This is a genomic window from Veillonella parvula (assembly GCF_040097785.1).
Lineage (GTDB): Bacteria > Bacillota > Negativicutes > Veillonellales > Veillonellaceae > Veillonella > Veillonella parvula_D.
Genome location: NZ_JBBNNS010000003.1, coordinates 308,349 through 335,182, shown reverse-complemented (window position 1 = coordinate 335,182; position 26,834 = coordinate 308,349). Strand labels below are relative to the sequence as shown.

The 26,834-nt window shown below is 38.4% G+C and carries 24 protein-coding genes; 4 read left to right on the top strand and 20 right to left on the bottom strand.

Features of this window, described 5'->3' with window-relative positions; all coding sequences use genetic code 11:
* Positions 1-1,311, bottom strand: a 1,311-nt coding sequence (locus AAA071_RS07745) for an OPT/YSL family transporter (protein ID WP_349234105.1), incomplete at its 3' end; no start/stop codon positions are given.
* A 249-nt stretch (positions 1,312-1,560) separates the two neighbouring features.
* On the opposite strand from AAA071_RS07745, the gene pepT reads away from it, so the two are divergent.
* A complete protein-coding gene (gene pepT / locus AAA071_RS07740) occupies positions 1,561-2,784 on the top strand; it encodes a peptidase T (protein WP_287511240.1) in 1,224 nt (407 codons plus the stop codon).
* Between the two features lie 77 nt (positions 2,785-2,861).
* On the opposite strand, the gene AAA071_RS07735 is transcribed toward pepT, so the two are convergent.
* The 12 genes from AAA071_RS07735 to AAA071_RS07680 all read right to left on the bottom strand — a co-directional run bounded on the left by AAA071_RS07735 (position 2,862) and on the right by AAA071_RS07680 (position 15,784).
* On the bottom strand, positions 2,862-4,148 hold the full coding sequence (locus AAA071_RS07735; RefSeq protein ID WP_323727139.1) for an MFS transporter: 1,287 nt from the start codon (positions 4,146-4,148) through the stop codon (positions 2,862-2,864).
* 223 nt (positions 4,149-4,371) lie between these two features.
* Positions 4,372-4,965 (bottom strand): DNA glycosylase, encoded by a 594-nt coding sequence (locus AAA071_RS07730; protein ID WP_008602839.1) that lies wholly within the window; start codon positions 4,963-4,965, stop codon positions 4,372-4,374.
* A gap of 148 nt (positions 4,966-5,113) precedes the next feature.
* On the bottom strand, positions 5,114-6,052 hold the full coding sequence (locus tag AAA071_RS07725) for a hypothetical protein (RefSeq protein ID WP_287511241.1): 939 nt from the start codon (positions 6,050-6,052) through the stop codon (positions 5,114-5,116).
* 54 nt (positions 6,053-6,106) lie between these two features.
* Complete coding sequence (locus AAA071_RS07720; protein ID WP_287509537.1) at positions 6,107-6,838, bottom strand: sortase; 732 nt, start codon at positions 6,836-6,838, stop codon at positions 6,107-6,109.
* A gap of 252 nt (positions 6,839-7,090) precedes the next feature.
* A complete protein-coding gene (locus tag AAA071_RS07715) occupies positions 7,091-7,747 on the bottom strand; it encodes a hypothetical protein (RefSeq protein ID WP_316581480.1) in 657 nt (218 codons plus the stop codon).
* An 8-nt stretch (positions 7,748-7,755) separates the two neighbouring features.
* Complete coding sequence (floA, locus tag AAA071_RS07710) at positions 7,756-8,712, bottom strand: flotillin-like protein FloA (protein ID WP_004693762.1); 957 nt, start codon at positions 8,710-8,712, stop codon at positions 7,756-7,758.
* Positions 8,713-8,748: 36 nt separating this feature from the next.
* On the bottom strand, positions 8,749-9,213 hold the full coding sequence (locus AAA071_RS07705; RefSeq protein ID WP_004693763.1) for an NfeD family protein: 465 nt from the start codon (positions 9,211-9,213) through the stop codon (positions 8,749-8,751).
* A 197-nt stretch (positions 9,214-9,410) separates the two neighbouring features.
* Positions 9,411-10,694, bottom strand: a complete 1,284-nt coding sequence (gene uraA / locus AAA071_RS07700; protein ID WP_101928946.1) for a uracil permease — start codon at positions 10,692-10,694, stop codon at positions 9,411-9,413.
* Positions 10,695-10,822: 128 nt separating this feature from the next.
* Complete coding sequence (locus tag AAA071_RS07695; protein ID WP_316055554.1) at positions 10,823-12,148, bottom strand: FtsW/RodA/SpoVE family cell cycle protein; 1,326 nt, start codon at positions 12,146-12,148, stop codon at positions 10,823-10,825.
* A gap of 1 nt (position 12,149) precedes the next feature.
* Positions 12,150-12,809, bottom strand: a complete 660-nt coding sequence (trmB, locus tag AAA071_RS07690) for a tRNA (guanosine(46)-N7)-methyltransferase TrmB (protein ID WP_227065516.1) — start codon at positions 12,807-12,809, stop codon at positions 12,150-12,152.
* A gap of 201 nt (positions 12,810-13,010) precedes the next feature.
* The gene (locus tag AAA071_RS07685; RefSeq protein ID WP_021147750.1) at positions 13,011-13,697 is read right to left on the bottom strand and encodes a carboxymuconolactone decarboxylase family protein; all 687 of its coding nucleotides are present in this window, start codon (positions 13,695-13,697) and stop codon (positions 13,011-13,013) included.
* 329 nt (positions 13,698-14,026) lie between these two features.
* The gene (locus tag AAA071_RS07680) at positions 14,027-15,784 is read right to left on the bottom strand and encodes a 1-deoxy-D-xylulose-5-phosphate synthase (RefSeq protein WP_349234104.1); all 1,758 of its coding nucleotides are present in this window, start codon (positions 15,782-15,784) and stop codon (positions 14,027-14,029) included.
* Between the two features lie 293 nt (positions 15,785-16,077).
* Here AAA071_RS07680 and AAA071_RS07675 point away from each other — a divergent pair, with 293 nt between their 5' ends.
* Entirely contained in the window at positions 16,078-16,494 is a 417-nt protein-coding gene (locus AAA071_RS07675) for a MerR family transcriptional regulator (protein ID WP_316581477.1), read from the top strand.
* Positions 16,495-16,582: 88 nt separating this feature from the next.
* Here the strand turns inward: AAA071_RS07675 and rpsR are convergent, their stop codons facing one another.
* The 6 genes from rpsR to AAA071_RS07645 all read right to left on the bottom strand — a co-directional run bounded on the left by rpsR (position 16,583) and on the right by AAA071_RS07645 (position 21,472).
* Positions 16,583-16,813: a 30S ribosomal protein S18 gene (gene rpsR, locus AAA071_RS07670; RefSeq protein ID WP_004693795.1), complete on the bottom strand. Its 231-nt coding sequence runs from the start codon at positions 16,811-16,813 to the stop codon at positions 16,583-16,585.
* Positions 16,814-16,852: 39 nt separating this feature from the next.
* Positions 16,853-17,251 carry a single-stranded DNA-binding protein gene (locus tag AAA071_RS07665; RefSeq protein ID WP_004693797.1) on the bottom strand — a complete coding sequence of 133 codons (399 nt, stop codon included), beginning with the start codon at positions 17,249-17,251 and terminating at the stop codon, positions 16,853-16,855.
* 19 nt (positions 17,252-17,270) lie between these two features.
* The gene (gene rpsF / locus AAA071_RS07660) at positions 17,271-17,555 is read right to left on the bottom strand and encodes a 30S ribosomal protein S6 (RefSeq protein WP_004693799.1); all 285 of its coding nucleotides are present in this window, start codon (positions 17,553-17,555) and stop codon (positions 17,271-17,273) included.
* A 142-nt stretch (positions 17,556-17,697) separates the two neighbouring features.
* Positions 17,698-18,882, bottom strand: a complete 1,185-nt coding sequence (locus tag AAA071_RS07655; RefSeq protein WP_120055578.1) for a multidrug effflux MFS transporter — start codon at positions 18,880-18,882, stop codon at positions 17,698-17,700.
* A 322-nt stretch (positions 18,883-19,204) separates the two neighbouring features.
* Positions 19,205-20,380 carry an MBL fold metallo-hydrolase gene (locus AAA071_RS07650; protein ID WP_120055580.1) on the bottom strand — a complete coding sequence of 392 codons (1,176 nt, stop codon included), beginning with the start codon at positions 20,378-20,380 and terminating at the stop codon, positions 19,205-19,207.
* A 9-nt stretch (positions 20,381-20,389) separates the two neighbouring features.
* Positions 20,390-21,472: a hypothetical protein gene (locus AAA071_RS07645; RefSeq protein WP_105086964.1), complete on the bottom strand. Its 1,083-nt coding sequence runs from the start codon at positions 21,470-21,472 to the stop codon at positions 20,390-20,392.
* 337 nt (positions 21,473-21,809) lie between these two features.
* Between AAA071_RS07645 and AAA071_RS07640 the strand changes: the two genes are divergently transcribed.
* A complete protein-coding gene (locus AAA071_RS07640; RefSeq protein WP_120055584.1) occupies positions 21,810-23,039 on the top strand; it encodes an LL-diaminopimelate aminotransferase in 1,230 nt (409 codons plus the stop codon).
* Positions 23,040-23,294: 255 nt separating this feature from the next.
* Here AAA071_RS07640 and AAA071_RS07635 read toward each other — a convergent pair whose 3' ends face one another.
* Positions 23,295-25,517: an autotransporter outer membrane beta-barrel domain-containing protein gene (locus tag AAA071_RS07635; protein ID WP_349234103.1), complete on the bottom strand. Its 2,223-nt coding sequence runs from the start codon at positions 25,515-25,517 to the stop codon at positions 23,295-23,297.
* A 291-nt stretch (positions 25,518-25,808) separates the two neighbouring features.
* Here AAA071_RS07635 and AAA071_RS07630 point away from each other — a divergent pair, with 291 nt between their 5' ends.
* Positions 25,809-26,780 (top strand): diaminopimelate dehydrogenase, encoded by a 972-nt coding sequence (locus AAA071_RS07630; RefSeq protein WP_008602878.1) that lies wholly within the window; start codon positions 25,809-25,811, stop codon positions 26,778-26,780.
* The last annotated feature ends 54 nt before the right edge of the window (positions 26,781-26,834 follow it).

Below are 26,834 nucleotides of genomic sequence, written 5' to 3'. Positions count from 1 at the left end.
AGCCATCCCAATAGTAGTACCGATAAAAGATGCCATCATGAGGACCGCAATCATGCCGACCTTACCAGTCATACCTGCTGCGGTTAAGCATACAGCGGAGATGATAATCATAAAGATTGTCATACCTGAAACTGGTTCCGTACCTGTATAAGCGATGGAGCTAATCCCCACTACAGACAATAGGAAAGACATAATAAGAACGATTAAGAACGCTACAATTGTTTGTCCGAAGCTTTCAGCATACATAAAATGGAAATATGCTGCAAATAAAACTGTACATAACAAGATGCCAGCACCAATCCAAGATGTAGGTACATCACGTTGTGTACGAAGCAAATTAACATCTACAGTTTTAGAACTAAAGATGTCAAGCACTGCATTTTTAACAACATTTGCTACGACTTTAGACATTGTAATTAGACCGATGATGCCTGCCATAGCGAGCATGCCGATACCAATATGACGAACATAATCAAGGAATACCTTGCGAATTGGGGCCTCCCCTAATGGAACTGCATGGCCGCCAATTTGCATGATATGTTCAGGCGCTAAATAGTACACAATCGGAATACATACAAACCAAGAGAAGAAGGAACCAGCTGCAATGATAGCCGCATAGCGAAGGCCCGTGAAATAACCAAGGCCAAGCAATGCTGCATCAGTATCTACCGCTGCGGTTAGCTTAGTTTGATCTGCAAGGGCTGCCCCCCACTTAAAGGTAGCAGTGCGAATAACCTCTTGCCACCACCCTAAACTATTAAGAATAAAGTCATACACGAGAGCAATTAAACCAGAGCCAAGCATAAGTTTTGCTTTGCTACCTTCATTACTCATCAATACTTCCGCTGCAGCACGACCACTTGGGAACGGATACACATAGTGCATTTCCTCAACGAAATAGCGACGGAACATAACGCATAATAAAACACCTAAAACGCCGCCAAGAATGATAGGAATCGCCATTTGTACGAATGATACATCTGTTACATTCCAGATGTAAAGAGCTGGCAAGAAGAACATAGCCCCTGCTAATGTGTTCGTACTAGAACTAGCGATAGCTTGAATGTGTACCGTTTCGGCAAAAGCATTTTGCCGCTTTAGAATAACTGCTGTACCCATAGCAAGTACAGATACTGGTGCAAAGGCATCTACTGTTTGACCGATTTTCAAACATAAATAGCCAACAGCCAGTGTGAAAACTGCCGCATAGAACAAGCCCCAGAATACTACATATGAATTAATCTCTACGTAATCTTTCTTAGGATCTAACACCGGTTCTATGGGTGGAATGGAACGAACCTCGTCCGACATAGTAAAACCTCCTCACAGAAAAAGTACAAACGTATAACTATTCACCTTTATACTAACACGGTACTACACATGGTTCAATGGTTTTCTATGCACTATGCGAATAAAACAATACACCCCCTATAAATAATTATTTTGCATTTTTGGCGTCCCTGTTCTACAATGAAAGTATATTAAGAATCTCTATTATTATGTAACGGTATCGTATACTGCCCTGTATAACACGTATGTTTACTTACGAGGAGGCTCATTATGGAATCAATGGTCGAACGTTTTGTACGCTATACGAGCATAAATACACGGTCTAATGAGGAAAGTACAACCATTCCTAGTACTCAAACTCAAGTAGACTTTGCTACGAATGTGCTCGTTCCCGATTTAAAGGCAATAGGTTTAGATGAGGTTATTTATAATCGTGAAAATGGTTTTATCATCGGCACATTACATGCTAACACTGATGAGAAAGCTCCTTCCATCGGCTTCATTGCCCATATGGATACAGCTGATTATAATGCAGAAAATATTAAACCTCGTATCGTAGAAAACTATGATGGTAGTGATATTTGCCTCAACGAAGAACACCAAATCTTCACCCGACGTGCCGACTTTCCAAATCTAAAAAATTACATTGGAAAGTCCTTAGTTGTAACTGACGGTTTAACACTCCTCGGTGGTGACGACAAGGCTGGAATCTGTGAAATCATGGAAGCTCTCGCCTATCTCGTAGCTCATCCAGAAATTAAACATGGTAGAATCATGTGTGCTTTCGGTCCAGACGAAGAAATCGGTACTGGCGCAGACCACTTCGATGTTAAACAATTCCCTGTAGACTATGCTTACACTATTGATGGTGAAAGCCTAGGTCAACTCGAATACGAAACCTTTAATGCCGCAGGCGGTACCGTTATCCTGAAAGGTGTTTCTGTTCACACAGGCACAGCCAAGGGCATTATGATCAACTGTGCTAAACTAGCTATGCAATTTGACGCTTTATTACCAGGAGCAGCTGTTCCTGAGTACACCTGTGGGCGCCAAGGTTTCTTTATGCTCATGAGCATGGAAACACAAGTAGATACCGGTAAAATGAACTACATTATCCGCGACCATGACAAAGAACTATTCGAAGCCAAAAAAGCATTCTTCTTACAAGCAGGTCAAACATTGAACGAAATATATGGTCGTGAAGTATGTGAAGTATCTGTAAAAGACCAATACTACAACATGTACGATATCATCAAAGATAATATGGAATGTGTAAATGTAGCCAAAGCAGCTATGGAAAAAGCTGGGATTACACCTATTTGTGATCCTATTCGCGGTGGCACAGATGGATCCAAAATCTCCTTCATGGGCATTCCTACACCCAATATTTTTACAGGTGTAGAAAACCTACATGGCCGTCATGAATTTGCATGTATCGATGATATGAAAAAAGCGGTTGAAGTTATCGTTAATATTGTAAATATTGAAAAATAATAGCATTAGCAAAGCAGTAGTAGATAACAAAAAGGACTATACGAGCCTAGGTTCGTATAGTCCTTTTAATTTACATATTACGCAAGCTTATTATTACGCTTACGATTTCTAATTTCTTCCTCTTCAGCGCGAGCTTTTAAAGAAAGATCTCTTTCAGTCCCCACATAACGACCATATAATAAATAATAAGCAACTAGTGCAAGGAGCGCCACAACAACGCTTACATGGAACATACTAGTATAACCTACAACCTCTTTAACAGCGCCTAAAATATAGGGGCCAAAGCCTAGCCCCATGTCCAAGGCAATGAAGTATGTGGATGTGGCAACACCAATACGATGAACAGGTACTATTTTAACAGTAACAGCTTGTCCGTTGGACATAAATGTACCATATCCAAGGCCAACAAACACAGCCGATAAAAGCACAAGCCATGTAGAGTGGGCGATGGATAATAAGAAAATACCAAGTGCTAAGGATACAAAACAAGGATAAAGAACGAAGTTTTCACCCTTCATATCAAACACAATACCAAGCAATGGTCTTGTTATAGTAATAACTACAGCATATACAACAAAGAAGAAGGTGCCCGCCATAATAAGATCTAGGTCTTTTGTGTAGGCTGCCATAAAGCCAATAACACCAGAGTAGGCAAAGCCGACTAGAATAGAAACAAGACTGATTGAATTCATCCGTGGTTCAATGTAGTCCGAGATTCTAATACCCTTATGTGCTTCTGATTCGATACCAAGTTTAGGTTCATTAAATTTCATGATGACAGAGCCAATACCGCAAAGGATGATAAGTGCAACACAGAATGCGATGATAAAATCATAACCAAGACTATGAAGCATCAAGATACCTAAGAATGGCCCTACTGCAGCGGCAAGAGAGGTAGATAAGCCATAATAGTTAATCCCTTCCCCACGGCGTGACGTAGGAATAATAGCAGCAATGATAGTACTTGTAGCAGTAGATGTAATACCATAAGCAAAACCATTTAAGAAACGAACACTATCAAGCATTAGTAAATTAGGTGTGTAGAAATACATAGCCGTTGAAATCAAGTAAATCAATAACCCTAAATAGAGCATCTTGCGACACCCTAGGATACTGATAAACCGCCCTGCCAACAAACGGGCTACAACGGTGCCAATAATATATATACCAACAGCAAGTCCCGCTTGACTAGCCGTAGCATGAAGATTATCTTTTGCTACAACCGCAATAATAACGATTAATAAATAATAAATTAAAAATACTAAGAAATTAATCAAAGTATCAAGGACAAAGGATTTTGTCCACAAGGCCTCCTTAGCCTTATCCATATTATCAACTCCATTTTTTAAATTATTGTCAACCAGTTTGCGACAACGGTTAATTATAAACCTCTCATTATAAAAAACAAGAATTAAAATATTATATATCTCATCAATTTTATTTATAATAAACTACATATTCACAATAAATATGCATTAATTTCCATTTTAATACCTCATATATTTTTACGATATAAAAACACCTTCAATAGCGACAGATGAGACCAAAAGACTCAAAGCCAACTATTAAAGGTGCTACTTTAAATATTTATTTTGTTTTTAGACCACAAGCTTTGAAGAAATTCTTGTACGCTTCAGCCTTTTTCGGTAGGCTCAACGGATAGGCACGTGATGTAGATGGCAAACGTGTCAATGTCAATTCCCGACCATTAAATACAAAAGGAATTGTTTCACCAGTTTTAGGTAATTTAACCTTTTCTGGTAAAAGGCTCAATAAAATCTCCGTAGCCTTGCCGCCTGTTGTACCAATATGCTTACAGTCAGGGATTTGCTCCAGTACGTCCGCAAGTGGAACTGGTTCAACGACCTTAAGAAATGCATCAGATGCATTCCCTTTTTCGCGAATAGCTTTCAAAACAGTAGGACAAGATGCAATTCCAGCTTCAGACAAAAAGGCTTTAATCTTCTCAGGATCCATCGCTTTTTCCTCACCATTTCTAAAATGATCCTTTTCATCAAAGAATACGAGGCCAAAAACACGCCACATATCATTTTGGAAATTTGGATAATGGAATTCCATAGCACGTTTTGATTGTTCTGGAGGAAATGTGCCCATCATCATGACTGTTGCCTTCTTTGGTAAGAATGGAGGGAATGGTCTTGTTTCAATTGTTTCTGCCATATAGCATCAACTCCTTTCACATTCTAATATGAACTTAATTTTCAATACAATATATGAGATATATCACACATTATAATCCAATTAGCTCCTAGGTGAAAGCAACTAAAGAACTTATTAAAATATATCAATAGACTTACATTATCTATTATTATTGGCCAATTGGTTGAGAAACTAAGGTATTAATATGATCAAAACCAACTGGTGTCGGAGATACGAGATACAAGCAAATTACAGCAGCCACGGCAAAACCGATTGCCAAATAAGAGAAACTGCCATTCCGAGGAAATTCATACATACCAAAGAGGCGTATCCCTATAGTAGCACCAATAGCTGTAATCAAAGACGGTATAGAAAAAATGTTATAAAAGCCGAATACTACCATAAGGCCTGCATAGCCACCTACTACAGTAACCATAGGCAACATGCGATCCATTGGATTTGGAATAGATCGCGTTAGTGCAGCTGGATAATATGAAGCCTCTACGCCAAACATGCCTAAGAATATATTAAAACCAGCCCAAATGCTATCCCATGCGCTTCTAAAAGCATCTCTATGCTTGCCGGCATACCATGCAAAGTCCGTAACGATTAAAATGGCTAAGCCTACACAGACAAAGTAGAATTCACTAGGAATTTTAGGACCTATATAGGCGCCTACAGCTGTTACAACGGCACTCAAAATCGATGCCACTATTACACGCTGTAAACGAGGCCGTTTATTTTCAGGAATGCGTTTATACACAGTAGCCAATAACTCTAAAACAAAGCAAGCCATAAAAACGGCAATGCCTGCAGCAGGAACAAAGAAGGCACTCACCAAACTCAAAATGAAGGGAATGCACAGGCGCCATTTAGGGAATAAGGCAAGATCTTTATAATCTAAACGAATATCTTGTGTTTCCATAGTGAAGTTGTTGTACACCACAAAAAGCAACATAAAAGCGATTACGTCAACCGCAGTGGCACCCCAAATCAATAAGGTTGGTACTACAACCATTGATAAGGCTACTCCAGAAAGGCGAGATAAGCCAGCAGCCACTAAGCCCAGTAATAAAAACGGTGTTAAAGCAGATATAATTTCGAGCATAATATTCCTCCCATCATTGTATAAATTTAAGTATATAGTATCTACCACACTACATCAAGGAGAGATATATTTTTTCATAGCTAGACGCTTTCGCACAGCAGAGGTAGAGCATCCCATCACCTGTGCAATCTTTGCAACTCCATAACCTTGTGCACGGAGTTTTTTAATCTTATTTTCGTCTAGATCAAGAGTATTTGCCCTTATTTCTATACCTTGCTCTCGCAAATACATTGCCACTGTAGAACCACGTATCCCATAAGCCAATCCAATGTCATCTGTACTCATGTGATGATGAATATATAAATAAGCCATCTCCTCTACGCGCATAGGCTTTCGCGCTTTAGGAAGTAAGCAATTTCCCATATGCCGCAATACATGGTGAACTTTCCATCGCGATATACCATACATACGAGCAATAGCATCTGTACTATTTCCACTTTTATAAGCCCTACATATACGTACTACATCTATAGAGACGTTTTTATTTGATTGCTGACAAACCAATCCATATTCCTTCAAGCGATTCGCCATCGTCGTAATAGACACATCATAACGCTTTGCTAATGAATGGAGCGACCACTTACCGGTCTCATACAAAGCTTGTACATGAACCATATTGATTTCTTTCTTCAGAGGCCTCCGTTCGATATCGTACGCTTTCATACGCCGCATGATGGTATCAACACTACATTGAAAATAATCCGCCACATCGCGAACGCTCCATTGTTTCTCTATATATAATTGGTGCAACAACTGTTTTGGTATAACACGCACATTTCGATACATAATTTTGCCCTTCCTTATAAACGAACTCCTTCCCCTATTATTGTGAAAGTTTCACTAGGAAAAAACAATAAAAAAGAGGTTCCTAATAGTCACATAGGTGACCAATAGGAACCTCTTTCAATATGTAATTATATGACCCACATTATGATATGTGACAGTATGGTTGCTATACCACATCAGTGCACAATCCGTTATTATTTATGTTCTAATAAAACCATAATTAGTTTATACGCTTATAAATAGATTGCTTCATTAACGGTATCTACGTTCAAGAGCTTTAGGTTTACTTAAAATGATGGACCATTTCATGCCCTCTTTTAAAGCATGATTAGATTTACGCCCACGAGTTGAAGTCGCAGCTAGAGCAGTAGGCGCAGTTGTAATGCCTACATTTTCAACAAGAACTTGTCCCTCTTTAGCTGCTTTATCTCGTTTAAACTCAGCTAGTCTTTCACTTAAGGTCGGTCCCGTAACAGCTTCTCTATCTAAGCGAGTCTTACTGGTAGTATAACTCGGAGTGCTACTGGAACTTTTCATTGATAAGGCTTCAATATCTCGTTGAGCTGCTGCAGCCTCTTCATTGAAATGTATGTCCTCCATAGTTTGCGATGGAGCTTCTCGTTGCTGATTTACAATCGGTTTATCTTCATAAGAGTCCCCATAAAAGTCATCAACCTTAGATAAATCATCCATAGATGGTTCATCTACCTTGCGTTCTATGGAGATGCCATATTCGCGCTCCATATCTTCCCAAGTTCCGCCACCAGAGCTTTCATACTCATCATACTCTTCAGACTCTTCAGTATTCTTATTTTTTATAATGGAAAAAGCAATGTACGCAATGATACCTAAAACAAAGATTGGATTATGCGAAAAGATGGATAGCACCGAAGACAAAATAGAGTCCATAGCTACTCCTATTCACCATCTGCTAAGTTTTCACGCATTTTAGTGTCTGCAATAATATTGTTCATATTATAGTAATCCATAACACCTAGATTACCGTTTCTGAAAGCCTCTGCCAATGCTTTAGGAACTTCAGCTTGTGCTTCCACAACCTTAGCTTGCATGTCTTGTGTTTTAGCACGCATTTCTTGTTCTGTCGCAACCGCCATTGCACGGCGTTCTTCGGCACGAGCTTGAGCAATTTTCTTATCTGCTTCCGCTTGGTCAGTTTGCAATTGAGCACCGATGTTACGTCCCACATCTACGTCAGCAATATCGATGGACAAGATCTCGAATGCAGTACCCGCATCAAGGCCTTTACCCAATACAGTACGGGAAATGTGATCTGGATTTTCCAATACATCTGTATGTTCTTCAGAGGAACCTACAGTCGTTACGATACCTTCACCTACACGGGCAATAATTGTGGCTTCACCAGCACCACCAACGAGGCGATCGATATTCGCACGTACAGTAACACGAGCACGAACTTTCAATTCGATACCATTTTTTGCTACCGCAGAAATAATTGGAGTTTCAATCACTTTAGGATTAACGGACATTTGAACTGCTTCCAATACATCACGACCGGCGAGGTCGATAGCTGCGGAACGTTCAAAAGTCAACGGAATAGATGCCCGTTCAGCGGCAATCAAAGCATCCACAACGCGGTCAACGTCACCACCTGCAAGGTAATGCGCTTCCAACTGATTTACATTCACATCAAGCCCCGCTTTATTAGCTTTAATCAACGGCATTACAATTTGAGACGGGTTTACGCGACGCAAGCGCATACCTACAAGTGTAAAGATACCAACATTAACGCCCGCTGCTAAAGCAGATACCCAAAGGCCTAATGGCACAACATATAAAAATACCATAATACCAATCAGCAGAATGGGAATCAAAATTAAAATACCTACATCCATAATAACCTCCATGATTTACGACGATGTTGTGAAAGCTTAATCTCGCTTTCTAACAATATTGCGACCACCTACGACTCGAAGGACCACAATAGGTGAACCGGCATCGATGAAGTCACCTTCGGTTACAACATCTACCAAATTACCATTAATCTTAGCAATACCTGCAGGGCGTAGTGTTGTATGAGCTACACCTTCCTTGCCAGCCAAATCTTCTAATACATCATTAGATACATAACCGGCTTTTGTCGTAGACCGTTGCCCTAAGGTAAACAATTTGCCTATCCACGTCTTTTCAAAGTGATTAAAGAACACGATGATAATGACAATTAACAAGGCTGTTAATCCTAGCACAGCATACAATGCTACCGTACCTTCCCCAAGAGCTACATAAACGCCCCATAGGAATGCGCAATAACCGATAAGACCTAAAATACCGCCTGGTACTACGAGTTCTACAGCCATCAAAGAAACACCGATAGCCATCCATATTAAAAACTCCATAGGCCCTCCTCTCTAAAATTAATTTTATACAACTTATATGTTTATTATACAATATTGAAGATAAATTATAAAGATACTAAACAAAAACGACTACTTTCACAGATACAATCTGATTCAGTAGTCATTTATTATATTGAATACAAGTCAATTCACTTTAATCTCAAGGTTCTACGCCAAGAGCTCGAAGTCGTATAAGGTTATACTTCTGTTTTTTTCAATTGGTCATTGCCAATGCCTGTTTTTTGAAGGATCAACAAACAAATGCTCATCGCCATACCTACTACCGTAGCAAGACCCATCCCTTTTAACACTACAGGTCCAACCGCAAGTTCTGCACCGCTAAGACCTACCACAAGGATAACAGATGTAAGAATCATATTAACAGGGTTTGTATAATCTACCTTACGTTCTACAAGCATACGCAACCCAGATGCTGCGATAATGCCGAACAAGAGGATGGAAACCCCACCCATAACAGGTACTGGGATAGCATGAATAAGTGCTGCCACTTTACCAACAAAGGATATGATCATCGCAAGAACTGCAGCACCGCCAATTACCCATACGCTAAAACAACGAGTAATGGCAAGTACGCCAATGTTTTCACCATATGTCGTATTTGGTGTCGCACCAAAGAAACCAGAGAGAATATTTGCAAGACCATCACCAAGCAAGGATCTTTGTAGACCTGGCTCTTTCATCAAGTCTTTAGCGACGATATTACTAGTAACAACTAAATGACCAACATGCTCTGCAAATACTACAAAGAGGGCTGGCATAATCATAATAATCGCATTGATATCAAATACAGGCATGCCGTAGAACTGAGGCAAGGAAAGCCAAGGAGCAGCTTCTACACCAGAGAAGTCAACAACTCCCATCACAGCAGACAATACATAACCGGAGACAACACCGATAAGAACAGGAATAACAGCTAAGAAACCACGGAACACAACAGTTCCAAGCAAGGTAACAACTAAGGAAAACATAGAGATAATAACAGCTTGGCTATGACTCATGCCTAAATCTTGATTACCGATAAGGCCAGACATACTCATCGCTACTGGCGCTAATTCTAAGCCGATAATCGCTACGATAGCACCCATTGCCGCTGGTGGGAATAATTTATCAATCCAACGCGTACCAATATAACGGACGAGAACAGATAAAATTACAAAAGATAGACCAAATACAACAAAGGCCCCTTTTGCCGCTTCATAACCAAGACCTGCAGATAACACACCTGCTACAGGCGCAATAAAAGCAAAGCTGGAACCAAGATATGCAGGAATCTTACCCTTACACACAAATAAGTACAATAATGTACCAATACCATTCATAAACAATGCTGTTGCAGGGTCTACTTTTAATAAATACGGTACCAATACAGTAGAGCCAAACATGGCAAATAAATGTTGAAAACTAAGTGGTAACATTCGGCCCCATGATGGGCGTTCTTGAATATCAATATAATCTTTCATCGTTTCTCCTCACACACAATATAACGATGCTAAGTTCATATAGTACAGTCCTTAAATATACTCTATGAATTTACACAAACAGATTCATCTTATGATACATACGTTAGATATTAACGTTCAAATTTAATCTATCTACGAGTCGACTTTTTAGAAGGCCGTGGTTTAAACGGTCCAGGCATATTTGTCTTATTAATACGCGTCGTAGCAGCAGGCTTGAAACGACTTTGTGTTTCTTCACGCAAAGATGGTAATGGTTCAGCTGTACCAACTTGTTTTACCCCTTCTACATTACGACGACCAATGCTTGCCAACAACCCAATAGCCATGAAATTCATCAATAATGAAGAGCCCCCATAACTAACAAACGGTAATGGTACCCCTGTTACAGGCATGATACCGCATACCATGGCGATGTTAAACAAGGCCTGACCACTGATAAGCAATGTTATGCCCATTGCTAACCATTTCCCGAATTCATCACGAGCCTTATTAGAAATGCGGAACCCAAAATAGGTAAAAGCTGCAATCAGAACGACAACAAACACTGCACCAATGAAACCCATTTCTTGGGCCCATACAGCAAAAGCAAAGTCTGTATGTGCTTCTGGTAAGTAAAAATACTTTGATGTACCTTGCATAAAGCCTTCGCCTAAAATACCGCCAGAACCTACGGCCAACAGCCCTTGAACTGTTTGATACCCCATATCCTGCGCATGAGGCCAAGGATCAAACCAAGATTGAATACGTTCCCAGCGATATGGCGACATACGAGCTGCAATAAAGCCAAGAAATCCAGCTATCACAAAAGCTCCGCCAAAGAATTTTCCATCAAAGCCCGCTAAGTAAATGAGCACAAAGGAAAAACCAAAAATCAATACGGTCGTACCCATATCTGGTTGCAAGATTGTTAAGCCTGCAAATATAATTGGCCATATTAACATTGGCAACATATAACTTATACGTTCACTAAAATAACCTTGTAAATTAATGAGAGGGTTAGTATGCTTTGGTTTTCCCCATTTCCGCATGGTACTCAATTTAGCGGACGTCCATATCAAGGCAGCCAATTTCGCAAATTCTGAAGGTTGAATCGATACAGGCCCAATAACAATCCAACGACGTGCACCATTAATGACTGCACCAATCACAAGAACCAAAATCATACCAATTAGTGTAGCAATCATAATTCTTTGCAACATGTGAGGCTTCTGTAACTGACGGTAATCGTAACGATACAATATAACACCTGCCGCCATAGACAAAAACAAGAATGTCATATGTTTTAAAAAGTATCCTAATAATCCCGTATTTTCATAGATAGAGCTGATATACGTAGCACTAAAGATATTTACACTGCCTATAATTGTAATGAGAAGAATAGGTAAGAGCATACCTTGTAAATCATTTTTAAAAAGTGAGCCCCACCGACTATCCCCCTTATTCGGTGTTTGCATGTTAAGCCTCCTTTTGAACTTTTGGCTTAATTGCTTCTAAGCGAAAAATAGGTTGTCCTTTTTTACTAAATTTCTCTTCATACTCAGTTTTTACATTTGGAAGGTCTGTGCTATGTAAATCATACGTTACATTTTTAAGCTCCCAACCACACGCTTTAAACTCTTCAAGAGAGAACATGAACAACCCTTCATTATCTGTCTTAAAGTGAACTTCTCCACCCTCTTTCAAAAGGCGGGCATAACGATCGAGGAATGTGTGATATGTAAGGCGGCGTTTTGCATGTTTAGCCTTAGGCCAAGGATCACAGAAGTTAATATAGAAACGATCAACTTCTCCAGGTGCCACTATCTCTTCGATACCTGCAATATCAAATAGAGAGACCTTTGCATTGTTTCGCTCTCCTTCAAAGATTTTTTGTGCTGCATAATAGATAACACCCATTTGTACTTCAAAACCTACGAAGTTAGCATTTGGATACGCTTCAGACATCCCCGCAATAAAGCGACCTTTCCCCGTCCCTAGTTCCATATATAATGGGTACTCAGGATGTTCAAATAATTCACGCCACTTGCCTTTAAACTCTTCTTGACCAGACAAAATGATGTGAGAGTCATATTCGTGGATAGCTTCATCAATCCATGGTTTTCTACGAAGGCGCATACTTTCTCCTTACATCTATTTTTAATAATATATTTATATTTGTTTATATTTATTATTACAGGTCATATACCTATCTTATTAATTATAGAAAAGGGAACCTTAAACGTCAATTACATTCTATGGATTTAACCCTAATCATTAAAACTGTGAAAGTAGAAGCCATAAAAAAAGACCTACTTCCGAAAGAAGTAGGTCTACATTTTATTGGAAAATCATAGCTTCTAAATTTTCAATTTGATATTGACTTAGGCCAAGTTCAGATAAACTCTTTTCAGCTGCAGTAAAAAGATTATTTTTACCAACTCGAGTACCTAGTGCTGCCGCAGCGACCAATTCACGGTCCAATTTACCTAAACGTGAACGATTACGATTTTGAGGTTTTGGTTTTTTCATACGGAACGTATTATATTGAACCCCCTCTTTTGTTTCCTCAGCTTTCGGCTTTGTTAAAGGTGCCCCATTAGTGCCATTCCCCAATAAAGCACTAAGTCCTGTTTGCTTTGGTACCAATTTTTCGTACTCATCGCCAAACTCAGGGCGTTCATCACGTAATTGATCAAATGTAGCTAAAGCAGCATTCATTTGTTTCAAGCCAGCAGCAGAGTAAAGCTGACGAATGGCAATACTCACCTCTTGTGGCGTCAACGTGCCTCGCTCAATAGCAGATGCAATTGCACTCTTTAATGCACCTTGATCACCAGACGCAGTATAGCGGCCGATTTCAACCAAGTCTTTTTGACGTGCATTAAGCTCTTTTGGCGTATATATATTTATCTCAGATATAGATGGTGCCTGTTTAGAAGGTTGTTCTCCCGCCCCATTAGCCTCAAACATATAGCCACCGGCAACGATGGCCACGGCTAATGTTAAGGTTAATACTCTTTTCAAAGTCTTACAATCTCCCTTATCATTAATACTAATTGTATAATACTGCAATAGTAGCGTATATTATCAATGGATTTATTTTACTGTTCTACTGTAATACATACTGTAGATATTATTATATAATACTTCATCTAATTTTTATAGTCCTATTCGAAAAAAATCTATAATCTTTTAATAAATTATATATATTTATCTATAAAAATTATATATTTATAAACCACACTTAATTATAGAATGAAATTGGACAAATAAAAAAATAACACAGTAGAAATCTGCCAATTCCAGAGTTCTACTGTATTTACAGAGAATTATTTATTTAATATTTTATCAAACTAAACAGATAACACTTGTTTTGCATCCGCCACAATCTGATCTAGAGAAACGCCATTTTCTCGTAACAATTCAGTTGCATCATAACGATCGTGGAATTCTTTAGCAATACCATAGTTCTTAACACGCATGTTAGATGGTCCATAAAAACTAGCTACACGCTGGCCCCAACCGCCTTCAACTACACCATCTTCTAACGTAAATACTACAGAATGATTTGCTTTCAATTCTTCTAGTAGTTCTTCATCAAGGCCAGATGCAAATTTAGGGTTTACTACAGTTACATGGATACCGTCTTTAGCCAATTCATCAGCCACTTGATTAGCCAAAGGATAAAAATTACCAAGACCTAATAAAGCAATCCCTTCACCACGGCGAGTCACTTCAGATTTATTCAAAATGCTATAATCCGTTGTATCCGCTACACCTGTAGTTGTGAATTCACATACAGGAACACGAATTGCTACAGGATGCTCATGTTGATGAACTGCATACTCGGTCATAGCTAACAATTCTTCATTATTAGTAGGTGCTAAGTATACTAAATTAGGAATGCTAGTAAGCATAGGAATATCAAAGAACCCTAAATGAGTGACATCGTTCATGCCGTATACAGAGGCATAGTGATTGATAATAACAGCACTATTATTATTGACGCAAAGATCTTGCACCAATTGGTCATAGGTACGTTGTAAGAACGTACTATATACATTAAACACTGGTTTACCGCCATTTTTCGCAATACCAGAGCTCATCGCAATAGCGTGTTCTTCTGTAATACCTACATCGATGTATTGTTTGCCTGCCGCCTTGCGCCATTCTGGAGTAAAACCAAAGCCACCTGGTGTGCCCGCATTAATAGCTACCACAGTTGGATCTACTTTGATTTGCTCCATCAAGTAATTAGCGATGGTACCAGCATACGTTGGACCATTCTCCTCTTCTTTTGGTTTGCCTGTTTCTAAATCAAAGGGCATTGTCCAATGGAAGGCTTCTTTATTTTGCTCTGCAATGGCATAGCCCTTACCTTTTTGAGTAACTATATGTAACACGATTGGATGATCAATGTCTTTTACATCCTTAAATACATCAATCAAGGTTTCCAAATCATTACCATCTGCTACAAAACGATAATCTAAACCAAGAGCCTTAAAAATATTATTAGGACTTTCACCATTAGTCTCGCGCAATTCTCGAAGACCACGATACAAACCGCCATGGTTTTCTGCAATGGATTGGTCATTATCGTTGGCGATGATAATCATATTACTGTTTAATGTTGCTGCATAATCGAGACCTTCAAAGGCTTCCCCACCAGATAAAGAACCATCACCGATAATAGCGATAATATTTTCAGTGTCCCCCTTTAAATTCCGAGCAGTAGCTAGGCCAGATGCTAAGGAGATAGATGTGGACGTATGACCAATATTGAAGAAATCATGCTCACTTTCAGTAGGATCTGTATAACCTGTTACATCATCATAATGGTCGTGATCTAAAAATGCTAAGGCACGTCCTGTAACCATCTTATGTACATACGATTGATGGGATACATCATATACGATTTTATCTACAGGAGAATTAAATACATAGTGTAAGGCCATAATTATTTCTGCTGCCCCCATAGGTGGACCAAAATGACCGCCGTGTTCAGAGACCTTTGTCATGAGTGCTTGACGAGCTTGTGCCGTTAAATCTGTTAATTCAGAAATAGATAAGCCTTTTAAATCGGCTGGAGATTTTACATCAATTAAGTTCATGGTAATCCTTTCAATACAAATTATAATTACTTCAACTACAATCACTATACATCAAATAGTATAAAGATTATAAAGATTGTCACTAAAAATAACTAGTGTTATACTTCAAGTATGTACCTAGTATAAAACTTAAAGTTAGGTTTAAGTCAATACATCTTACATTTACAATTTTTATATCCATCTATAAATGACATATATATTAGGAGGTTCAATGACATATACTGTTGGCGAAATCGCAAAAAAACTAAACATAGCCCCCCTCTGCTTTGCGTTATTACGACAAGGAGGGCTTATTGCCCTTCGTAGAACGTTCTAGCGGAGGTATCCGTATATTTCGCGAAGAAGATATGGATTGGCTAGAACTAATCGAATGCATGAAATGTACCGGCATGCCTATAAAAGAAATCAAACATTTTATCGACTGCTGCGTTGAAGGCGATAGCCGCATCAACGATCGATTATCTATTATCAGAAATCAACGAGATCGTGTGCTAGCAGAAATTGAGCACCTACAAGCTCGCTTATCTATGTTAGAGTTTAAAACATGGTTCTATGAAGAAGCACAACGTCGAGGTACTTGCAGCTTTTATGAAACAGCAACCCCTGATGATATCCCACTTGAGTATCATAAGTATTTCGAACGCAAATGGCGCGCCGATAAAGAAGCCGCCGAAAAAGGTGAACCACCTAAAAAATATAAAGCTGTATAACAAAGAGGAGCTATCCAACGAATAGCTCCTTTTTTTGTATAGCAAAAAGGCGGCACAACCAAATGGTTGTACCGCCTTGATTCATCAATTATTCAGCAGTGAATGGCAATAAAGCAATTGCACGTGCACGTTTGATAGATGTAGTCAATTTGCGTTGATGTTTTGCGCAAGTACCGGAAATACGACGAGGTAAGATTTTACCGCGTTCAGTCGTAAAACGACGAAGTTTAGCAACATCTTTATAGTCGATTTGATCGATATGGTCTGCACAGAAAACGCATACTTTTCTTCTTGGCTTTCTGCCTCTATCTCTTCTCATTGCGAATCCTCCTTTTCGAATTAGTAGGAGTCCCTGACACTAGAACGGGATGTTTTCGTCATCGCCGCCTGTACTGAAACTATCAAAATTGGACCCACCTTCGAAAGAATTAGTATTCATATCAAGGGATTGGCCCACAAAGTTCGCTACCACTTCAGTAACGTACCGTTTTTGACCGTCCTGAGTCTCGTAAGAACGAGTTTGCAAACGACCTTCTACAAAGCAACGACTGCCTTTACGAAGATTGCCTGCCGCTTCACCAAGTTTACCCCAAGCAACGCAGTTGATGAAAGCAGTTTGTTCTTTCGTCTCATTTGTTGTGGAATCAATATAGGTGTTTGTGGCAGCTACTGTGAAAGTTGCTACCGCACGACCAGTTTTGGTATAGCGTACTTCAGGATCACGAGCTAAATTACCTAGAATTTGTACAGAGTTCATGTTTTCCTCCAGGCTTTAATTATGCTTCGTGTTTAACAATTAGATGTCTTAGGACTTCATCGTTGATTTTCAATACACGATCGATTTCTTTGATTTCAGCAGGAGCTGCCTCAAAGTTAATCAATACATAGAAACCGTCAGTGAATTTCTTCACCGCGTAAGCAAGACGACGCTTGCCCCAACGATCTACCTTTTCTACTGTGCCGCCTACACGAGCAATTAAAGCTTCTACTTTTTCAATAACAGCGTTAGTTGCTTCCTCTTCAGCTGGTTTCACAATAAACATGACTTCGTATTTGTTCATACAAAATCACCTCCTCTTTCGGACTAATGCCCCTATCGACACATAGGGGTAGGAAGTGCTTACCATCAATAAGCCTTACTATTATAACCTAAAAAAATGATAAAAGCAAGGATTCAAATTAAAACCCTTGCTTTTACCAATATTATATACGATTATATTTTTCATCCTCAGGAAAGGCAATCATAGCACAGATAATTACAAATATGGCTATTACACCCATCATAGGATAGGCCGTATCATTTGGTAAGAAGGTAAGTATCAACGATGACACAATACCACTACCATATTGCATGGCACCTAATAGTGCCGCCCCAGATCCAGCCATTCTACCTGCTCTATCTAAAGCTAATGCATTAGTTACAGCGGCAATGATACCATTCATGGAGAAGAATAAAAAACAGCCAATAACGATTAACCACAATGAATGGTAACCTAAGAACATCAAGCCCATAACAACGGATACACAAACAGCAGCAAATAGTGTGGCATATTTCAATAGTCTATCAAGGCGTATAGCACTAACAATACGACGATTAATGGCACTTAACAACATAACACCAATAATATTAACAGAAAAGAGATAACCAAAATATTCTTTGGGCACTTCATACACATCTATATATACATAAGGCGATCCCGTTAAGAACGCATAAATGGCAATATAAAAGGAACTCACACATAGGGTATATTTCATAAAGCCCTTATTGCGCAATAAAATCCAATAGTTATTGTAGGTATGACCTATGGACTTTTTGCTCCTCTTCTCTACGGGATGTGTTTCCGGAAGCACTAATACGGCAACGAGCATTAAAAGCCCTATACCAACAAGCAACCAGAATATAGAATGCCATGTATACCATACAAGTAAATGTCCGGCTAACATTGGGCCTGCTATAGGCGCTATGGCCATAACAATGGCCAATGTAGACAACATTTTAGCCGCCTCAGTCCGACCATATAAATCCCGAATCATAGCCCGCGATAGCATCGGTCCTACACAGGCACCAAAGGCCTGAAACACACGCCAAGCCAATAACTCCATCATAGAGGAACTCAAGGCACAACCTACAGAACCAATAATAAATAAAACTATCCCTATAATCAGTGGCTTCTTACGACCAATTTTATCGCTAACGGCGCCCCAAAAAAGCTGGGCTAGCGCAAAGCCAATTAAGAACCCGGTCAACGTAAGCTCCGCATCACCATTAAGGTCACGCCCCATCTCAGGCATAGCAGGCAAATAAATATCCGTTGATAACGATGTAAACGCCATCAAAGCACTTAATATAGAAGTAAAAAGCCATCCCTTATTGCTAATCGTCAGCATAAAGACACCACTTTCATATAAAATCGCACTATAATATGTATTTATTTAGATTATATCAAAAACAAAGTTAATCCTATATAGTTTTGATATTTTTCAACAAAAAAGCGTAGTAAAATACTACGCAAAAATTGGTCTATAGCAATATCACTCTTTGCACTATTCAAATAGTGTAAAGACAAAAGCCTAACGCAACAGAGTATTCAAAATACTCGCACGCTAGGCAATCCTCTTAAAACTGTTTATAAGATGAGCCTAACGCTACCACACGTTGATGGCTCTCTTTTTACTTATTATACAACATAAATAGAATTTCTTAAAGGAATTATATGATAAATGGCTCTTTATCATTAACGACATAAACATTTCTATTAGGTAGTATTCTCTTTAGTTTTTCAGGGATATCAGTATGAACCGGAATAACAATATCAGGATCAACCATTTCTATGAACTGAACTAAATCGTCCTTTGAGACATGACCACTGGCATGACATATATAAGATGTATATATATCTAACAATTCTTTCAATGCTAAATTCTCCTCAATATATCCTGTCCACATGGAATATATAATACGTACATCATCTTTAGGGAACTCTTTAATTTTAGAAATAAAATTTTCTGTCCCTCTTACTAAAGATACAAATCCATGTTCCATATAGTATTTAGGATACCTTCCTTTATCAATAACTAATGGGCTATCATGTCTACGATACAAAGAACTTTCATAATATACATTATTAATCACAGTATCTAATATTCTTTTCTGATAAGCATCACAAATGAGTACTTTATCAGTTGGCATATTCTGCCAAATCCCCATAATACGGTCAATATTCGTAGAAGAACACATAACAAAAACATATTTTCCGTCTTGAATATAAGAAGAAATATCATCTAATACAGCTACTTCAGCTATAGGGTCATTGGCATCTCTAGATAATGAAGTTCCTTCTGTAATTAATACATCAACCTCACCTATATAGGTCTTAACTAACTTCTCTAATACATGTTGACGCAGCCCATGCATCCGGAAATCACCTGTATATAAAATGTGTTTACCTTCAGCCTCAATAACAAACATATAACTATCAGCGGCACTATGGTCAATAACCAAAGGCCTAATCCGTATATCACCAATAGTGAAAGCCTCTCCCCCACGAAATGTATTAGCACCTAATAAGCGCAAGTATAAACCTCTATCTTGATACTCAGCACCTATTAGCGCGATTTCCTTACTTAATTCACCCATATATAATGGAATTTCTGATAGTGCAGAGGTTAGTTGGCCTAAGTGATCCATATGATAATGAGAAATCACAATACCGTCACAATCCAACTTTCCTTTTGTAACGCCTTCTATATCAAGATTTATAGGTGTGTACTTTTCATCTAAACTTAATTCATTACCAAAATCTAACATAATGCGAGTAGATGCTGTACTAATTTCTATAGCACTACCACCAATCTGATGTGTGCCACGATGAACAACAATATTCATATTCAACCTTTACTTAGAAATGGTAAGCAATGTTTCTGCTCGATATAAACGATCCAAATTTTCTGACCAATTATCTACTTTATTTTTATAAGGCGATTTACTTACTTTTTGAGCTTGTAATACAACAAATCGAATTTGTTTCAATTTAGACTCTTGTTTTAATATAGCCTCACATAAAGCTCGTAATTCTTTTCTTTTACTTGGATTAATTAATTCCTGGCACTCTTTATACTGTTCTGACACAACAGTTTTAGATGGATAGTTAGGTTCATTTGGTTCATTTGAAACGATACGAAGCATCAAATTTGTTTTATCCCCACCATCTTCTTTTATACAAGACTTTTCGTCAAACAAAACAACTAACTCGGCTTCATTTGTATGTTTATATTCAGATAATTTCTTTAAGTTATTTATACCCTCGTGAGCAACATCAGCCTTAATCTGTTTTAAATCAAGCAACTTATAATATGTATAAGCTTCTAAAATACAGCGTAGTAAAGTTTCCTCACTACCAGATGGACGATATTTTAATTCAATTACAGAATAACATTCGTCATCAGTGTTATAGCCTAATAAATCTATTTTTCCATAAGAATCATTTTGTGTTTCCTTTAATGGTGTTTGATAATCAAAAATATAACCTAATCCATCAACCTTACGTTGATAAAACAACAATTTCGCTAAAATTTCTTCTTTACGATTTGTGCCTTGCAGCTTTTTCATATCTACTATTTCAGAAGGAGAATGCTTTGTATCAAAATGATTAGATCGTACAGGCGTTAAGTCTGTCCATGTCTTTAAAAGATTTTTTGATAAAAGAGTACTGGCAATAGCTTCACTATAGCGGTTTTTGTCCGTTTGCGACGCGCCTTGTACATAGCCTTTATAATTTACAATAGATGCCTTATAAAAATTTGCTGCAAATCTTTTTATATCCCCATCGTTATCTTTTGGCTTTACTTTTTTTATATTAACAGTATCTTCTATTGTATCGTTCTTAGGTTGCCCAAAAAGGGTTTCAAACTCATCAATTTTATCTTTTCGATTAATACCTTTGCAAATAAATTCATATACTTCTTTAGACTTTAACATTATAAATGCCTCCCTTAATAGCAATTTACCTCACTGCACATAACTACTAAAATTACCCCATATCATACACAATAGATCAATGTATTATTATAAATTCATTATATCAGTGGACTTTTTATGAGTAAATAATGAAGAAATAAAATTCTATGCGAATATTATCTTCCTATATTTTTACTTTAATACAATCAACGAGTAATAATTTCCTCATATTATAGTCTTTTATATTAAAAATATTTACACTATTTAGATTAAGCAAAAATTCTATAGAAAATCCTTGCGTCATTATTCTATATAATTTACTATATATAGAGAAATCTGATTATAAAAAGGAGTCATCATGGCTAATATTAATGAAAACTATTTAAACCTACAAGGTTCTTATTTATTTGCGAATATCGCTAAAAAGGTTGCAGATTATCAAGCAGCTCATCCAGATGCAGACATCATTCGTCTTGGTATCGGCGATGTTACATTACCTCTTGCTCCAGCAATTATCGACGCTATGAGTAAAGCTGTTCAAGAAATGGGAAAAGCAGAAACATTCCGAGGTTATGGCCCCGAACAAGGATATGATTTCTTGCGTCAGGCTATTATTGATGGCGATTACAAACCATTGGGTGTAGATATCGCTATTGACGAAGTGTTCGTTTCCGATGGTGCAAAATCTGACGTTGGTAATATCCAAGAGTTATTCAGCGAAGATAATATCATTGCCATCACTGATCCAGTGTACCCAGTATACCTTGACTCCAACGTTATGGGTGGTCGTACTGGTGAAGCTGTAGATGGCATTTTCCAAAAGGTTGTATACCTTCCTACTTACGCAGAAAATAACTTCTCTCCAGAATTCCCGTCTGAACGTGTAGACATCGTATATCTTTGCTCGCCTAACAATCCCACTGGTACTGTTTTAAGCCGTGCTCGTTTGGCAGAATGGATCAAATGGTGTAAAGATAATGATGCGATTTTGATGTTTGACTCCGCTTACGAAGCTTTCATCAGCACAGAAGATACTGTAAAATCCATCTACGAAATCGAAGGTGCTCGAGAAGTGGCTATCGAGTTCCGTTCCTTCTCTAAAACTGCAGGATTCACTGGTACACGTTGTGCTTATGCAATAGTACCTAAAGAGGTCACTGGCAAAACTAAATCTGGTGAACGCCAACCGCTAAATCCTATGTGGAACCGTCGTCAATGCACTAAATTCAATGGTGTTCCTTACATCATCCAACGCGGTGCTGAAGCAGTATACACAAAAGAAGGCCGCGAACAAACTCGTGCTAACATTGCATACTACAAAGAAAATGCCCGCATCATCAAAGAAGGTCTTGAATCTATCGGCCTTACTGTATATGGCGGTGTGGACGCTCCATATATTTGGCTAAAAACACCTGGCAACATGACTAGCTGGGAATTATTCGACATCTTGCTCGAACAAGTTCAAATCGTATCTACACCAGGCTCTGGCTTTGGCCCTCATGGTGAAGGTTACCTTCGTTTAACAGCATTCGGCAGTCGTGAAAATACAATTCGCGCCGTTGAAAGAATCAAAACATTACAATTCTAATATGATTATGTCTATATTTAGGTTTAGATTTATATCTTGATTTATATTTAGATTACATTAAATCTGGATTATGTGATTTAAAATAGTTTATATCTATAAAACCAAAAGACCGATTACAATCCTTCAATAGGAATGTAGTCGGTCTTTTTTTATATACCCTTACATATATGAATATTTAATTCAAGTATTCCTTAACTCCATAGTACTAACAAATAACATCCCCATATTATTTGTGTCCGCTATATTTACTATTAATTAGAAGTTATGACGAATCCCTGCGTCAATGCGATAGGAATTGTCTACGATAGCACCAAAGTTTTTAGTGAAAGTCCCATAAATATATGTATTAGGACGTACGCTCCATGAACCACCTAACTCAACATCTAGCCATGTATCCTTAAGATTCACTTCACTGCCTGTAGTTGGCTCACCGGTCATGCTATAAGTAGCTTTCATTTTACCAGAGAATTCATGCGCTAATGCTGCTTTGAGGAAAAGGTTGCTATTCTTACTTTCCTTGCCAATGCCTACACCAATACGACCAATAACGGAGTTTACCGCATCAGAGTTAATATGCACTGTGCTACCTGTATTTGTACGAGCATCAAAGTTTACACTAGACAATCGACTAAGCGTCAATTCTGCGTTAGGATCGATGTAGAAACCATTGTCTTTCTTGATTCGTTTACCATATTCAACGCTCAAAGAGGTACCTGTATTGCGGTAATCTCCGCTCAAGCTTGTACCCAAGCTATTGCGTACAGTGAAATCATTTTTCAAACGACTTACTTTACCAATCACATCTAAATAACGACCATCATTATATTGTTTTGCACCGTATAATGCTAAACCCGCAGTTTTACCAGAGCCAGAACCTAGTGCGTAATCACTACTGCTTGTACCGTATAGTAAGGCACCACCTATAGTCCAATCGCCACGCAATGTGTCATAGCCTACTTGCGCCATGTTATAGGTTTGGTTTACATAGGCGCTGTCTGTAATTTTAGATTTATCACCGATGTATTTCCCCCATACACCATGCTTATTGGAGTTGAGTCGCACATCACCAAGGCGACGTTGTAAATCATTCGTATCGGCTCTCATTTGCATCACAGAGGAGGCTAACGCACTCTTAGCACCAGAAACAACTTCGCTTTCACGAGCTGTCACAACCGCTTGGTCAGTAATACTAGGTTTCCCATCAACAGTAAAGCTATCTGTACCAAGCTTAGTAGCAAATGCAGGACTAATAAGGCCTGAATCGACTTGAACATTTACATCTAAATTACGCTCACCCTTAGTAAAGCCAGCATATGTTAATTTATTAGCCAACTGCTGCAAAGTGCCTCGTGGGTTGTCTATATTTGCATACCCTTTAAGTGCATCTGCCGAACTGCGCATAGTCACAGAAGAACCCTTATCAGCATGATTGATAACGACTTCACCCTTACCTTGTGCCACTGCAGGGGCTCCCTTTTCATAGTCGATAGCTGCATGACCAGCATAGTTGTTAATAGTAATAGGTCTTGAGTCTACGGCTTGAATAATACCTTGACTATTTATATCTTTACCACCAATAAAATGTTCTACACGACTACCAGTATATAAATAGTTTGCATTATTAGGACGACCTTGTGTAGGATATACGCGCTCAGCTCCTAGCCATTCATTGCGCCAAGTCGCACCATTTTGTAAGTACAATCGCAAACCACCATGGTACGGATTGTTGTTGCTTTCATCAAATTCATTCAGCACACCACCTACCAATTTAGAATTTGGTGTTGTTAAACCTAAAGAAATTTCAGATCCATGGTTATGTGGATTCTTGTCGATACCATAGTTTTTATCTAAAAATCCTATATTACCATACATCTTCACATCATTCGTTCCCGGATGTAAGCCATCCATACCCGTATTTACATAAACAAAACCTTCTTCAGATAATGCAGAATAGGTATCAGAGGTATCTAAAGGATATGTTTTTATATCAGCCCCACCTAGTATGCGAATATATCCATCTTTATTAGCTTGCAAACCAACGCCAACAGCATCGACTTTAGCATTACCCTTTACGGTAATTCGAGTATCATCGTTATTTCCATCATTAGTAAGTCCACCATAACCAGCATAGATACCGCTCATGTAATAATGTGCCAAATCAGGTCTACGTTTCGCGCCACTTTCTGCTGGTGCTGGATTTTTAACTGTTACAGTTACATTTTTATCGATAGCAACTTGTGTCCCATCAAGGGCATAAATACCTGTAACATTATTATGATATTTTGTTCCATTTACACCTAAACCTGATACATTAACAGTTAAGTCATCTGTATAATGTCTCTTTTCCCCCCACAAATTAAGGCCAATGGATTTTCCGTCTGTATGACTTTCCACAGTTGTGGCTGATACCATGGTAAAAGCATTAGCACCTGTTACGATTAATGCAGCAATAACAGCAGCTTTTACATTTCTTCTCATGTTATACCTCCTTAACACTTCAACTATGAACATAACTAACTAACATAACCAATTTAATTGTATCTAGATTCAGGGTATATGTGTCAATTTCTACTCATATGATTTTTTATTTGTCCCCTATAACAACACGCTATGTATCGATATAATTGTGCACAAATTACTTGTTTAAATTAGATATTAATTATTTTCTATACCATCTAATAAATTCTATAGAAAAATATTAAAAGCTATTAATTTTATGCTATAATAAATATGTTAATTATTAAATTTCAACTTATATAGGAGGCTAATATGAATATTCGTATTGGTATCGTTGGTTACGGCAACTTAGCTCGTGGCGTAGAAGCATCTGTTCAGTTACAACCTGATATGGAGCTCATCGGCGTATTTTCTCGCCGTCAAGGTATTGAAACTGTATCTGGTGTACCTACTTACACGATGGAAGATATTCCTAACTTTAAAGGCAAAATCGATGTAATGGTTCTTTGCGGTGGTTCTGCAACAGATCTTATCGAACAAACACCAATGGTAACAAAATACTTTAACTGTATCGATTCCTTCGATACACATGCACGTATCCCTGAACACTTCGCTAATGTAGACAAAGTAGCTAAAGAAGCCAAAACGGCTACATTAATTTCTTGTGGTTGGGATCCAGGCATGTTCTCTTTGCAACGCGTTTACGCGGAAGCAATCTTACCAAAAGGTAAATCCTACACATTCTGGGGTCGTGGTGTATCCCAAGGTCATTCCGATGCCATCCGTCGTATCGATGGTGTTCTTGACGCTCGTCAATACACTGTTCCTAAAGAACAATACCTAGAAGCTATCCGTAACGGCGAAACTCCAGATGTTGATGGCTATAAAGGCCACCTTCGTGAATGCTATGTAGTAGCTGCTCCTGATGCGGACAAAGCTAAAATCGAAAATGAAATCAAAACTATGGAAAACTACTTCGTAGGCTATGAAACTGTAGTCAACTTCATTTCCCAAGAAGAACTTGATCGCGACCACAAAGGCATTCCACATGGTGGCTTCGTTCTTCGCTCTGGTGAAAGTACAGAAGGCACACGTCACGTTATTGAGTACTCCTTGAAACTTGACTCTAACCCTGAATTCACAGGCTCTGCACTTGTTGCTTACGCTCGTGGTCTCTACCGACTTGCTAAACACGGCGGCACAGGTTGCTATACAGTATTCGACATTCCACCAGCTTGGATTTCCACACAATCTGCTGAAGAATTAAGAGCACATTCTCTATAATAGAGTGAGGCCCTCATCGACTTAATAGATGAGAGCCTTTTTCATACACATTAA

Coding starts and splice junctions, on each gene's coding strand:
- pepT (WP_287511240.1), top strand. CDS start 1,561: ATGGAATCAATGGTCGAACGTTTTGTACGCTATACGAGCATAAATACA.
- AAA071_RS07730 (WP_008602839.1), bottom strand. CDS start 4,965: ATGGCAGAAACAATTGAAACAAGACCATTCCCTCCATTCTTACCAAAG.
- AAA071_RS07725 (WP_287511241.1), bottom strand. CDS start 6,052: ATGCTCGAAATTATATCTGCTTTAACACCGTTTTTATTACTGGGCTTA.
- AAA071_RS07720 (WP_287509537.1), bottom strand. CDS start 6,838: ATGTATCGAAATGTGCGTGTTATACCAAAACAGTTGTTGCACCAATTA.
- AAA071_RS07715 (WP_316581480.1), bottom strand. CDS start 7,747: ATGGACTCTATTTTGTCTTCGGTGCTATCCATCTTTTCGCATAATCCA.
- floA (WP_004693762.1), bottom strand. CDS start 8,712: ATGGATGTAGGTATTTTAATTTTGATTCCCATTCTGCTGATTGGTATT.
- AAA071_RS07705 (WP_004693763.1), bottom strand. CDS start 9,213: ATGGAGTTTTTAATATGGATGGCTATCGGTGTTTCTTTGATGGCTGTA.
- uraA (WP_101928946.1), bottom strand. CDS start 10,694: ATGAAAGATTATATTGATATTCAAGAACGCCCATCATGGGGCCGAATG.
- AAA071_RS07695 (WP_316055554.1), bottom strand. CDS start 12,148: ATGCAAACACCGAATAAGGGGGATAGTCGGTGGGGCTCACTTTTTAAA.
- trmB (WP_227065516.1), bottom strand. CDS start 12,809: ATGCGCCTTCGTAGAAAACCATGGATTGATGAAGCTATCCACGAATAT.
- AAA071_RS07680 (WP_349234104.1), bottom strand. CDS start 15,784: ATGAACTTAATTGATGTAAAATCTCCAGCCGATTTAAAAGGCTTATCT.
- rpsR (WP_004693795.1), bottom strand. CDS start 16,813: ATGAGAAGAGATAGAGGCAGAAAGCCAAGAAGAAAAGTATGCGTTTTC.
- AAA071_RS07665 (WP_004693797.1), bottom strand. CDS start 17,251: ATGAACTCTGTACAAATTCTAGGTAATTTAGCTCGTGATCCTGAAGTA.
- rpsF (WP_004693799.1), bottom strand. CDS start 17,555: ATGAACAAATACGAAGTCATGTTTATTGTGAAACCAGCTGAAGAGGAA.
- AAA071_RS07655 (WP_120055578.1), bottom strand. CDS start 18,882: ATGCTGACGATTAGCAATAAGGGATGGCTTTTTACTTCTATATTAAGT.
- AAA071_RS07650 (WP_120055580.1), bottom strand. CDS start 20,380: ATGAATATTGTTGTTCATCGTGGCACACATCAGATTGGTGGTAGTGCT.
- AAA071_RS07645 (WP_105086964.1), bottom strand. CDS start 21,472: ATGTTAAAGTCTAAAGAAGTATATGAATTTATTTGCAAAGGTATTAAT.
- AAA071_RS07640 (WP_120055584.1), top strand. CDS start 21,810: ATGGCTAATATTAATGAAAACTATTTAAACCTACAAGGTTCTTATTTA.
- AAA071_RS07635 (WP_349234103.1), bottom strand. CDS start 25,517: ATGAGAAGAAATGTAAAAGCTGCTGTTATTGCTGCATTAATCGTAACA.
- AAA071_RS07630 (WP_008602878.1), top strand. CDS start 25,809: ATGAATATTCGTATTGGTATCGTTGGTTACGGCAACTTAGCTCGTGGC.